Raw genomic sequence first — 12560 nt, 5'->3', positions numbered from 1 at the left:
AATAAAAAAGTGTAATTATTCACTATTAGAATTAGAGATTTCCAATATTTCTTTTTCAACCATATTGCTTTTTGGATAACTAGCAAGAGCAATAAAAGTTAAATCTCTGGCAACTTTCCAATCCATTATCCCAGAAGTTAATGGTAGTAATTCTTCCCAGTGTTTTTCTAAAATGGAAAGTTGACCTGCTCTTCCCCAAAACTCCGCAATAAATTTCCGAAAATTTTCAGCATTTGTACAACGTCCTAGTTGCGATAAAATACGTATATTTTCTCGCTCAATTTGAGCATATTGACCTTCATTTGTTCGTCCATAAATTTTAGCGTATATTTTCTTCAATGCCTCATGACAAGCTTTAATAAAAAGTTTTTGACTTTCTAGATTCCATTCAGAGTTTTGAATCATCTTATATGCTCCATCATTAGTAATAAATTTAAATAAACTTTTATTTTGAAAGATTGTATATAAATTAGCCCACCAAGTAAAGCCCTTTACTAAGTTATCGGCAATTGTTCCCCTAAACAGATTGCTAATGATAAAATTTTTATTTTTATACTCAATAATTTGGTACTCTGGAAAATAAATCCGACTAAGCTTATAGATAAAATTTATTATTCCAGTCGCTTCTACCACTGCTATTTATATGCGAGTTTTTTGCTGCTTTGACCAAACTACCGTTCCAAATAATATTACTTGGCATCGTTTTACTTGATCGGGTATAGCCAATTCTATAATTGTTTCGTAAGTAAGGTATCTTAATGCAGCATCTCCTAAGCTAGATACATTGAAATCCTTGTAATCTAAGTTTCCCAAATTCCAGTACTCCTGGGCATAAATTTCTAAGTCAACCACTTCAGGTATAACTAGGGCATATTGTGTATGTTCCGGTTTGTTATGCGATCGCAAAACAAAATAGTGGCAAGCAACAAGAGCATATAAAAGAGCAAAAGCCAATTGTGGTTTCTCTTCAAACCTAGTTTCTTTTGTAAAAGCGACATGACGAACTACAGATCCCGGATATAGCCACCCTGCTACACCAATTGATTGTCCTAATAATTGACCTTGTTTATCACAGAGTTGTTTAGCAAAATGTTGATGAGCATAGGAAACTGCTTTCTTATACTCGACATCGATTTCTATACCATCAATTATTAATGACCAGGATTTACCGCCGTCAAATTTAAAAACCTGGTTATGTTGGAGAAACGTTCCTGTTATTCCCAGGTGAATATTAATTTGGGTTTCAATATTGATTGAATGCGTATTTAAGCCTGTCAGCGAAATTAGACCTTCTTCATTAATCTGAAAAGATTGCTTTAGCAGCCAGTCTAAAACTACGAAATCCTGCCCTTGCCATTCCAGGCTGATACTGCGAGGAGTCAGGAACCAAGTTAAATTACCAGGTCGTTCCGCAGGTATTGGGTATAGTTTTTCTAGTTGCTTGAGCGTCATCCAGAGTCCTGCTATGCCAGCACGATGTATCCAAGTTATGCTTGGATCGCCCAAATTTAACTGGATTTTGGGGTTGACAACACTAGCTACTATGGACATCTTATTTATTTCTGGTAAATACTCTCAAACTTATATTGGGTAATAGTCAAAACCAGCTTTAACTTGCGTTTCCCTTTCTTTTCACTGGCACAAAAACGCTACAGCCCATCTTGCGCTTTCCCCCAATGCCATATCTCAGCAATGTTAGCGAATCTTCATTGCTGAGATTAATGATTTCTAACCCAAAACCCACAACCGTAAAGCGCTTGATTTTGATAGTTCTACGTTTTGGGCTACCATCAGTATTTTTGGTAATAAAGGCTTTCCCCTGGATACCCAGTTGTTTTAACTGACGCTGTGCTGCTGTTAAAAACGACTCCGGTTCTTGATAGCTCTGGATAATTACTATACGCGATCGCAGTTTCTCAGCAGGCTCAAGCAAATGAATTTCAGGAATCCCCAAACGAATTGTATGCTTGCCAATTCTCAGGGGCTTACCTGCTAACGGATAAACCAAACGCACTTGATCCATCGGTAGCCGAATCCGAAGCCTAGAATTTTTAGTTAGCTCAATTACGCCTTTCTTGGGAATACCTGCAATGGTATGAATTCCAACTGTATCTAATTTATGAAGTTCGGGTTCAAAATGAGCGATCGCAGAAAATAGCTCATAGCCGTGGTCGAGAGGTACTGTCTCACCAATCAGGTTAAAAATTAAATCTATGTATGGTAATTGAGATGTTAAAAGCTTTCTTTGCTTTGTTAGGTTTAAAGGTGACTCTGGATAAATCTGCGTAGGTAAGCTGCAATCAATAATCATCTTTCCCACCCTATCTTTAAGCAAATACACGATATTTGAGGCAACTAAATTATTACTTAGACTACCTTAGTGATTAGTGTGAGATTACTTTAAAACGACAAGCAAGTATGATAATTTTTATTAACTTTTTATTGCTTTATATTAATATATTTAAAAGTATATGTAAACTTTTCTACAGAAAAAATACTTCTATAGAATTTGCTAAATATTTTATCATCAAGATATGGGTGATCCGGTCAATTGCTGGATTTAAGTCACATCCAAGTAAACAATGGGAGAAATATTTACCTTGATGTTGGGTTAACTTTGGATTGAGGGCTTCTAAAGACTCTTGACCATAAAAATCAAATATAAGCTTTGAAAAACCATATTCGTCAAATTTAAACTTACCAGCAGGAAAAATTTGCAATAGCCCTTTACTCACTAAGTAATGCTGGTACTGAGCGCGAAGCCAAGCCAAGCCTTTAAAGGCAAAATTATTATGAATCAGCACTAGCCATAAAAACTCCTGTAGATACTCACATACGCACCTACAGGATAAATTGTACAACTTTTTTATGTATTGTATAACTTTTTTATTTGTTATACACACTACTACCTCTATTAATAGACTATTCCACCGTTACAGACTTGGCCAAATTTCTTGGCTGATCGACATCCAAACCGCGACGGGCGGCAATATGATAAGCCAATAATTGCAAAGGAACTACTGTCAGAATCGGAGAAAGTAATTCTTCTACATGAGAGACGGGAAGAAGATCGTTAAAGATTTCCGCAGCTTCGCCATCGTTGACGGGAGTAACGCCAATTAACCGAGAATCTCTGGCTTTGGCTTCTTGAGCATTAGAAATAACTTTTTCGTAAACACTACCAGGTATTGCGATCGCAACTACTGGTACTTTTGCATCTAAAAGTGCGATCGGGCCATGTTTCATCTCTCCAGCCGGATACCCTTCGGCGTGAATATAGCTGATTTCTTTTAATTTCAACGCCCCTTCTAAAGCAATGGGAAAGTTAATTCCTCTTCCCACAAAAATGAAATCTTGAGTTTCAGCGAATTCGTGGGCTAGCTGTTCGGTTAAACGTTCCTGACTTTCTAAAGTTGCTTCAATTTCTTTGGGAATCTGCCGCAACCCATTAATAATTTGATCTAATGTATCTTTTGAAACTGTCTGACGACGAGCTGCTAAATCTAATGCCAAAGCATAAAATGCCATCAGTTGGGCGGTAAAAGTTTTCGTCGCTGCTACCCCAATTTCAATTCCCGCTAGGGTACTGATAATATGCGGTACTAAATGACCGAGGCTGCTTTCAGGGCGATTGGTAATACCCAGTAGTCGCGCTTGGTATTTGGGTTCTTTCCCTTGGCGACGTTCTTTTTCCATTGTCAAAGCCGCTAGGGTATCGGCTGTTTCACCTGATTGAGTAACACCAACGATCAAAGTGTTAGCTGTCACGGGTGATGGTGCATAGCGATACTCAGAAGCATAATGTACCTGAGTTGAAATTCCTGCTAGTTGTTCGAGTAAATATTTTCCGATTAATGCTGCGTGCCAACTTGTACCACAGGCGAGGATCTGAATTTGTTCTAAATCAGTGTATAAATCCGCAGGTAAACCAAGATTGATTGGCGATTCGGTAGATTTGGCTGGATTAAAGTAAGCGTCTAAACTAGCTCTTACTACTCCTGGTTGCTCATGGATTTCTTTGAGCATGAAGTGTTTGAATCCCTGCTTTTCTACCATTGCAGGATTGAAGTTGAGCAGGCGGGGTTGTTTTTTCAGCCTGTCGCCAGCGAAATTGTAAATCTCAACGCCCAAAGGTGTGAGGCGGGCAATTTCGCCATTTTCCAGAGGTAGCACCGCACGGGTGTAAGCAACGATCGCAGGTGTGTCAGAGGCGCAAAATAACTCTCCTTGACCAAAACCAATTACTAAAGGTGCTTGTTGGCGGACAACAATCAATTCATCGGGGAAATCAGCAGAAATAACTGCGATCGCAAACGCCCCTTTTAGGTGATTAACGGCTTGGCGAATTGCATCTAGTAAGGGAGATAAGGAAGATGAAGGAGGAAAATTCTTTAAAAATTCGGCTATTAAATGAGAAATAACTTCGGTATCGGTTTCAGAACGAAATTCGTGTCCTTTGGCTTTGAGTTCCTCGCGTAACTCGCGGTAGTTTTCGATAATGCCATTTTGCACCACAGCCACTCGCTTTGCTGTATCCAAATGGGGATGGGCGTTGTACTCTTCTGGTTTACCATGAGTTGCCCAGCGTGTATGACCAATACCAATTGGGGCAGGAGTTTCTATTTGTTCGAGTTTAGAACGCAGGTTATGGAGTTTACCCTTTGCCCGCACACAATTTACCTCACCTTCCCAAACAGTGGCGATTCCAGCCGAATCGTAACCCCTGTATTCTAGTTTCTCCAGCCCAGCCAGTAAAATGTCTGTCGCCGCTTGAGTGCCTATATATCCAACAATTCCGCACATTCTTCACACCACTTTTTTTCAGGATGATTAAATCCAGTATAGTGGATACCATAAAGTGGACATTTTGCAAAGAAAAAAGGGAGTATTTTACTCCCTCTACCACTAGTGGTCTATCAAACCCATTTTGACGGTTGGAGAGACGCGATAAATCGCCGTCTCTACAGAAAATTTATTCGTCAATTATTTCTTGACAGACTACTAGGTATTGTTATGGATTTTAGGCTTTTGACCTGACAGTACAAATACGGCTTCTAAGATTTAGATACTTAGATATTGTATCCGCTCAAAAAATACTTGCTAAAGGTGCTTGCTATTGAGACATTTAAAAGTCTTGAATGCCGAGTTCCGAGTTCCGAGTGAAGAATCAAAAAATTGTATTTCTAATTTACTTCTTTTTATCTCAGCACTCAGTACTCAGCACTCCGATCAGCACTCAGCCTTTTAGTAAGCTAGACCCATACTGCGAGTTGTTTCAGCGCCCAGGTAAACCCGGATGCTCAAAAAGTCGGTGGGACAAGCGGTTTCGCAACGCTTACAGCCCACGCAGTCTTCTGTACGGGGTGAAGAGGCAATTTGAGCAGCTTTACAGCCATCCCAAGGAACCATCTCAAGTACATCAGTAGGGCAAGCGCGGACGCATTGGGTGCAGCCAATGCAGGTATCGTAGATTTTTACGGTATGAGACATTGAAAAAACGGCTCCTTTCGAGTGTTCTTCTCTGCGAAAGAATCATAATCAACGCATAGTCTACCGCAGTGGTTGATAGGCCGTAATCAAAAGGCTACATAACTTCAAACAATGTAATAAGCACCGTTAAAATTTCTTTTGCGAGATTGTCCCTATTGACTGATAATCAGCAACATCATCAGAGCGTATTTACCACAGTGATATACCATAACGGGGTTGAATCGTAAAGATAAATGAAACAAAATTAAAAGAAAATAGGGACATCTCCATAATTTTAACTATGGGAATTTTGGTTAATAATCTGATTTTGCGATCACCACATCTCCGTGCAAACAAAAATATTTTAGTAATTTAGATTACGCAAAAAGTTGTCTTTATTACTGAATACAACTGCTTTTGCGATGTAAATGATTAATTTAGAGACTGCGATCGCTCACTGATAACTTGTATATTTAACTTTTTAAGTCTGGCAATTTCATAATTTTTATTCCTATATATTAGAGTATTTCCGAAAATGCAAACTCATCATTTATAGCAGCAATTCCTATTTGAATTTTTGGCTCAATAGCAGGTACTTGCAGTTGTTCTTCTGGATTGTTAGCATCAGATGATTTATCTTTTGTATACTCATTTTCTCGGATTTGTCGAGCAATACTTTCTAACAACCAAAGTTGTTCTTCCACAGACAAGGCAAGGATAGAGCGCTCAAGTTCTAGTAAATTTGGTGAGATCATTGTACTTTTAATTCCTAGTAAGGTGTATTCTTTCAAAGATATTATATTCAGTCTATCTGCTTAACCTAGAGCATCGCCAATTCCCGATCGTTTTCCCCACACCTATAATTTCACAAATCATAAGAGATTGCTATAAATAACTATAAAGCCGTTTTATGACTTTTTAATTAAGTATTACTGCTGAAGCAAAATGTGCGCTAAACTGACTACATGAATTACGAAACAGCTAGGAAACTCCTCATAGATCAGACAATCACAACCGAGGAAAACGCAGATGCGCTGTTAATGCGTATGAAACAGGGCAAACCGCCAATACCCGGTCAGATCACTTCGATTTTGTTAGCATTGAAAGTGGTGTTTGAAGCCCTCAAAGATGCAAAGAGCCTAGATCGAGAACTGGCTTTGGCCCTTTATCAGTTAAGCATTAAGGCGCAACAGCTATTTGGCGCAGGGCGTAAAGCCGGAGTTGATTGGCCACCACTACTCAAAGAAGATTTACTACGAATTTCCTTAGCAGCTGAAAGTATCTTTTCGGGTATATGGCAAACCTTAGCGACTATGGAGTTGGGGAAGAGATGAGGGAGAAATCAATTCAAAATTCACGCATTCAATAATTCAAAATTAAAGAACTTCTGCCTTCTGCCTCCTGCCTGCTGCCTCCTCTTGTCACCCATTAACGAATTTGCAGTTCATTTTCTAGCTTGTCCAGGTCAGTTTTGAGCAAAACAGTCATTTGACCGGTAAAAGCTTTGCCAGTCTTGGGTTGGGCAACTTCCACCCAATATACATAGCGATCGCCTACTCGTAATTCTCCCTTTAAGGCTTCCCGAATTGGAGTTTTAGCCAGACGCGCTGAGTTAACTACCTCCTGGTTGGGATATTGATACACGACTTGGGCGCGATCGTAATCTTGATAAATCTCTAAGCCATAAATCACCCGCAAGGATTCTTGGAGACGCGCAAATGTCATGCCGTTAATAGCATCATACATAGTAATGCGCTCAGTCCGAATTGTGCCACGGTCTTTGGAAAATTCTACCCTACCAGGAGGCAATACCGACGCTTGAAAAGTAAATCGTTGGGCAGCAGTATCAGTCTTTTGCACAAATAATTGCTCCCCTCTCCTGGGGCGGAGTGTCGGATGTGCTTTAATCCAAGTGCCTACCTCTTCTGTACTTTGCCCTGGTAAAGCATTGGCTTGGGAATCAAAAAGCGTTCCGACACAGAGCCAGGGCACTAGAGAAAAAGGTAAAATTAAACAGTTAAGTAGAGATTTTTTGAGCATTTTGCTGTTCAGGATTTTTATAGAAATTTCCCATTAGGGAGTAACCATAGTCTTCCCGTTTTTCAGCAAAATTACTTCAATGGATTGCAGCGATCGCGTATCGAAGCCTTTATTGATCGCTCAATTAGAAGATTTAGCTGAGGCGCTGTTGAATTTCAACGAGTAAATAAACCACCCATTCCAAATCGATAAAACGCTTACGCTGTATTTATTTTGACTTTTGACTTTTGACTTTTGACTTCCGCCTTGCGGCACTAGGCACTTCTCAAAGCTACAATGGGGTCGAGTTTAGCAGCGCGACGTGCAGGAACAACGCCAAAGAATAAACCAATTCCTCCAGAGACACCAACTGCCATAGTAATCGCTACAGGAGAAAGACTCGCTTCTAAAGGAGTCAAGGCTCCAACTAATAGGATGCCACTGATGCCAATCGCAGTCCCGACTAAGCCGCCAGCTGCGGAAACTATTACTGCTTCAATGATGAACTGTAGCAAAATATCTTGTTCAGTTGCGCCGATCGCTTTTCGCAATCCGATTTCTTGGGTACGTTCGGTGACGGAGACTAGCATAATATTCATAATGCCAATGCCGCCGACAAACAAGGATATACCTGCGATCGCAGCTAGCATAATTGTCAATGCACCTGTAATTTGACCGACAGTTTGCAAAGCATCTTTCTGGGTGCGAAGAGTAAAGTCATCTTCGCCATTAATTTTGTGTCGTAGACGCAGCAAATTAGTAATTTGAAACTCTGCTGCATCCACGCTATCTGAATCACGAGCAGCAGCAACGAGATAATCTAAAGCAATACCATAAGGAGAATTCTTGCCCACAAGTCGGTTTGCTGATGTGGTGATTGGTATTAAGGCAGCATCATCATAATCTGCTCCCACACTGGAACCTTTGGCTGTTAACGTCCCAATCACTTGAAAGCTGGTATTTCCAATTCGCAATTGCTGTCCTACAGGGTTACTATTACCGAATAGTTTTTCTGCCAAATCTCCACCCAGTACTACCACTTGGTTACTGCGCTTAATGTCTACTTCAGAGAAAAATCTGCCTTTAGCAGTTTCAAAATCTCGCACAGATAGGAAACTGGGAGTTGTGCCAATGATATTGACATCGGTGTTTCTGTTGCGGTATGTAACTACCTGTCTTCTGTTTAACTCTGGTGCAACTCCTATTACTGTTGGGACTTGAGAAGCGATCGCATCCGCATCTTGCAACACCAGAGTTTTTGGCACTTCAAAGGAGATGCGCTGAGTTTCTCGATTACCTGGAATCACAAATAGCACATTTGGCCCTAATGACTCCAACTGTTTATTCACATACTTTTGTCCACCTTCGCCAATACCAATCATGGCAATCACCGAAGCGTTGCCAATAACTATACCCAACATCGTGAGGGCGCTACGCAGTTTATTTGACAGCAGGGTTTTCCCCGCCATATTCATGCTTTCGAGAAAATTCATATCTTATAGGACTTACGCATTACGAATTACGAATTATTTTGTTCTTTGACCTTTTCGATTTTGTAGTCTTTGGGTGGATTAACAAAAATGCGATCGCCTTCTTTAACTCCCCCTAAAATCTGAGTTTGGTCTTGAATTTGTGCCCCAACTGTAACTTCGCGGAACTGGGGTTTATTCTTTGCATCTGGTACGAGTACGCCAGTTTTACCCTTTTCGGTAACAATTGACACCGTTGGTAATACCAAGGCATTATTAACGCGATCGCCTAAAAAAGTCAGATCCACATTTAAGCCAGAACGCAGTTTATCTATGCCAGTATCGAGAGCAATCCGCACTTGGAAGGATGTCACACCTTGTTCCACCACTGCTTCAGGAGCAATCAGACGCACATGACCTTTAAAAACTCGATCGGGATAGGCATCGGCGACAATTTCCACCTGCTGTCCCTGTTTTATTCTGCCAAGATCGGCTTCGGGAACTTGAGCTAATATTTCTAAACCGCGTGCTACGGCGACAATTGAACTAGAAGTTGCCGATGCACTAGTAGAAGCAGAAGTTGTGGGTGTGACAAACGCGCCCGGTTCGGCATACTTTTGGGTAACAATTCCCGACAAAGGAGCGCGAATAATAGTATCTTCCAACTGCACTTGTACACCCTTTAACTGAGCCTCAGCAGATGCAACAGCGGCTTGACGCTGGACAATTTCTTCAGAACGGGTGCCATCTTCTAACAGTACCAATGCTGCCCGTGCTTCGTTAACAGCGGCTTGGCGTTGGTCGATTTCCTCATTCCGAGTACCACTTTGAACTAAGGAAAATCGTTTTTTAGCTTCTTCTAAATTGGCTCTAGCACTTTTGTCGTCGCTGATGGCTTGATCGAGTAATTGTTTTTTCTCTGCTCCTTCTTTATATAGATATTGGTAACGCTTTACCTGTTCGCTGGTGTAATTCACCCTTGCTTGAGCTGCATCTACTTGGGATTGAGATTGAGCAATCTCTTGGGGACGATTACCAGCCTTAGCTGCAGCTAATTGAGCTTGAGATTGTGCTAATCGCGCCCTAGCTTGAGCGATTTCTTGAGGACGACTACCAGCAAGGGCTTCGGCTAGCTGTGCTTGACTTTGGGCTAAGTTAGCACGGTACTGGCTCCTTTGAGCTTCAATACTGGCACTATCCATGCGGGCGAGAATTTGCCCTTGTTGAATGCGATCGCCTTGTTCCACGTATAATTGCGACAGCACTCCAGGATTCTTCGGACTAATATTTACGCTCTGAACTGGCACAACTTTGCCACTAGCTGTAATCCGCAACGTAACGTTTTGTGCTGCTACTGGCACAGTTAATTGAGCAATATCTTCTTTATTTGTCCCTTGATTTACCAAAGTGTAAGTTGTCACAGTACCCACAATCAAAGCACTCCCCGCCATCAGCCCAATCAGCCAGCGCAATGGATACTTAACTTTGCCAATAACTGGAATTTCTATGTGCGTAGCCATATTATAGAAGCCTGTAAATTTTACTATATAAGAGTAGCCTTTAGTTAGATAAAAAGTGGGTAATACGGAATTGGTAAAGCTTTGGGATTAAATTTTTATGAGTCAAATAACAACCAGACGCATAATTCGCTTCATAGTTGCTTAATCTTCCTTCATACTAGGCATTCGTATTTCTGTATGTCTTCACCTAAAAGGGTGACTTTAGCCACAGCATATTAGTGCAATCCTGAACTATTTGTGAGAAACAAGATCCCCGACTTTTTTGAGAAGCTGGGAATCTACGGCTGGCAATTCTCACAAATCAGTTTGTAATTATTGCTGAAATTGGGTTAATAACCAAGCACCAACTTGACTTTGATTTATTTGACGAGTTCGCCGTAATGCATCGTTTAATAAAGAAATTGCTAATCCTGGTAATACCTGAGATTCTGTAATCCGCCTACTACCTTGGTTTTCAATAGCAAAAGCCATAACTTGGACATTCTGGACATTTAAAATCCAATATTCTTTCACTTCTAAATCTTCGTATAAAAGTCGTTTTTCACCTTGATCGTCAGCAAGTGAGGTATTAGCCACTTCAATAACTAAATCTGGTGGTGGATATATATCTAGGTTGATAATAGAAGTGCCGTAGGGAATGACATCAGCATTTTCACCAATATAGTAAGACACATCAGGTTGAGCTTCCTTAAAGCCTGTTTTCCGATATGTACAATTAGTTAAGCCTTTGGCAGGGATGCCTTTAATTGTGCAAAAAAGGTTAACAGCAAAGGCAATAATTGTATTGTCGCAGGCGTGGTCATGGCCTAGTGGTGGCATTTCAATCCTCATTTGTCCATTGTGGTAGTAGCCCTTGGCTTCTTCGTAGGCAGGATTTTCAATTATTTGGATATATTCATCCCAAGTTGCTGCTATCCAGATATCGGTTGCTAATTGGGTCTGTAATTCGCTCATAATATTGCGAAAGAGGAACTTTAACAACGATCATACAAGTTTCATTTTCCAGCACTAAGTTGACAGCAAAGCTTTAACTGCATTCTTGCTAACAATTTTCGTAGTAGCCTGTCAAGACTAAATTGTTGCAATAAATTTTCTTGTGGTGTGGGCCGGAAAGCCCGCACTGGACGGGCGAGACGCCCATCCCACAAGAGGAAAGCTAATGTAGTATTTTAGCCTTGACACGCTACTACTTCCTACTACTTCCAACAGATATACAACAGTTCTCAATAGCGAATTATGAAGTTGCATTTTTCTCAATTCCTAGTGCCTTATAGCTCTGTGCTAACTGCTGCCAGAGCAACTCAATCTCCTCGTAGCACTCCTGTGAAGAAAGTTCTTCTGCACTGTGTAGATTGAAGATGTAACAAACGCTTTGAGAAAATTCCTGAAGATTAGCATTGAATACAAGGTTCTGGGGTGTCAATTCACCCAGGTATCGATGGCGGTGGTAGAGGAATTTGTTTTTGTCTACCTGATTGTAGTGATCCATATAAAAATCCTGATAGCGAAAATCCAGCTTTTTGACATATAAACTTGGTATTGTTTGATTTTGTGAATGAGTTGATTAACTTCGATACAAAATGTAGTCAAAATCATTTTTGCAATTCAAACCTCTTTGAGGAATTAACCAAAAGAATTAAGCTAATTTTGTAACAAACTCAAACTTATACATTCATTTTATACATTTCAAGCTTTTGACAATAACTGAATTAAAACACGGATTTGTAATACTTAAGTACAGGCTGAAAGATTATTTATTAGTTATTTTTGTAGATATATCAGCTTGCCTGTAACCAGCAATCAAATTATTTTGACTCGTTAAGAAATTTCTCATTTTCATCCCCTAAATTATTAAATGTATTTAGCTGATGTTGTTTTTATTGCTCAGGCAACTTTGAAGATGAATGATATCAAGTCCGGTTAATCACTTATGATTACCGCATCTGTGCAAAAATCCCAAAAGCCTCTTTCCCCCTGCTCCCAGCAAGAACTGCGGTCTAAATGATAAGTCTTTAGCCGGACATGATATCAAACCTATTTTGCGACGAGTTTACGTAGCCGAAGGAGAAACACCAATCGCTAA

At 40.3% G+C, this 12560-nt stretch carries 13 protein-coding genes; 1 reads left to right on the top strand and 12 read right to left on the bottom strand.

All coding sequences use genetic code 11. From position 1 onward, the window contains the following. Positions 1-15: 15 nt before the first annotated feature. From cas8a1 (HWQ58_RS08085) to HWQ58_RS08055, 7 genes are all read right to left on the bottom strand, one after another. On the bottom strand, positions 16-633 hold the full coding sequence (cas8a1, locus tag HWQ58_RS08085) for a CRISPR-associated protein Cas8a1/Csx13 (protein ID WP_292860151.1): 618 nt from the start codon (positions 631-633) through the stop codon (positions 16-18). A 6-nt stretch (positions 634-639) separates the two neighbouring features. Continuing rightward, entirely contained in the window at positions 640-1551 is a 912-nt protein-coding gene (gene cas8a1, locus HWQ58_RS08080; protein ID WP_292860148.1) for a type I-MYXAN CRISPR-associated Cas8a1/Cmx1, read from the bottom strand. Between the two features lie 58 nt (positions 1552-1609). Further along, positions 1610-2311 carry a type I-MYXAN CRISPR-associated protein Cas6/Cmx6 gene (gene cas6, locus HWQ58_RS08075; protein ID WP_292860145.1) on the bottom strand — a complete coding sequence of 234 codons (702 nt, stop codon included), beginning with the start codon at positions 2309-2311 and terminating at the stop codon, positions 1610-1612. A 172-nt stretch (positions 2312-2483) separates the two neighbouring features. Beyond that, the gene (locus HWQ58_RS08070) at positions 2484-2735 is read right to left on the bottom strand and encodes a hypothetical protein (protein ID WP_292860101.1); all 252 of its coding nucleotides are present in this window, start codon (positions 2733-2735) and stop codon (positions 2484-2486) included. Positions 2736-2922: 187 nt separating this feature from the next. Continuing rightward, the gene (gene glmS, locus HWQ58_RS08065; protein WP_292860098.1) at positions 2923-4803 is read right to left on the bottom strand and encodes a glutamine--fructose-6-phosphate transaminase (isomerizing); all 1881 of its coding nucleotides are present in this window, start codon (positions 4801-4803) and stop codon (positions 2923-2925) included. Between the two features lie 441 nt (positions 4804-5244). Further along, on the bottom strand, positions 5245-5490 hold the full coding sequence (gene psaC / locus HWQ58_RS08060) for a photosystem I iron-sulfur center protein PsaC (RefSeq protein WP_012411495.1): 246 nt from the start codon (positions 5488-5490) through the stop codon (positions 5245-5247). A gap of 497 nt (positions 5491-5987) precedes the next feature. Next, positions 5988-6224, bottom strand: a complete 237-nt coding sequence (locus HWQ58_RS08055; RefSeq protein ID WP_292860095.1) for a hypothetical protein — start codon at positions 6222-6224, stop codon at positions 5988-5990. 210 nt (positions 6225-6434) lie between these two features. On the opposite strand from HWQ58_RS08055, the gene HWQ58_RS08050 reads away from it, so the two are divergent. Beyond that, positions 6435-6803, top strand: coding sequence for a Dethiobiotin synthetase (locus tag HWQ58_RS08050; protein WP_292860092.1), 369 nt, complete (start codon positions 6435-6437; stop codon positions 6801-6803). Positions 6804-6897: 94 nt separating this feature from the next. On the opposite strand, the gene HWQ58_RS08045 is transcribed toward HWQ58_RS08050, so the two are convergent. From HWQ58_RS08045 to HWQ58_RS08025, 5 genes are all read right to left on the bottom strand, one after another. Then, entirely contained in the window at positions 6898-7509 is a 612-nt protein-coding gene (locus HWQ58_RS08045) for a hypothetical protein (protein WP_292860089.1), read from the bottom strand. Positions 7510-7763: 254 nt separating this feature from the next. Then, positions 7764-8981: an ABC transporter permease gene (locus tag HWQ58_RS08040; protein WP_292860086.1), complete on the bottom strand. Its 1218-nt coding sequence runs from the start codon at positions 8979-8981 to the stop codon at positions 7764-7766. A gap of 26 nt (positions 8982-9007) precedes the next feature. Further along, entirely contained in the window at positions 9008-10477 is a 1470-nt protein-coding gene (locus HWQ58_RS08035) for an efflux RND transporter periplasmic adaptor subunit (protein ID WP_292860083.1), read from the bottom strand. Positions 10478-10789: 312 nt separating this feature from the next. Beyond that, positions 10790-11431 (bottom strand): Uma2 family endonuclease, encoded by a 642-nt coding sequence (locus tag HWQ58_RS08030; RefSeq protein WP_292860080.1) that lies wholly within the window; start codon positions 11429-11431, stop codon positions 10790-10792. Positions 11432-11711: 280 nt separating this feature from the next. Next, entirely contained in the window at positions 11712-11966 is a 255-nt protein-coding gene (locus HWQ58_RS08025; protein ID WP_292860077.1) for a hypothetical protein, read from the bottom strand. Positions 11967-12560 lie beyond the last annotated feature (594 nt).

The sequence above is a fragment of the Nostoc sp. LPT genome (assembly GCF_017115165.1).
GTDB lineage: Bacteria > Cyanobacteriota > Cyanobacteriia > Cyanobacteriales > Nostocaceae > Nostoc.
This window is presented reverse-complemented; position numbering and strand designations above follow the sequence as displayed.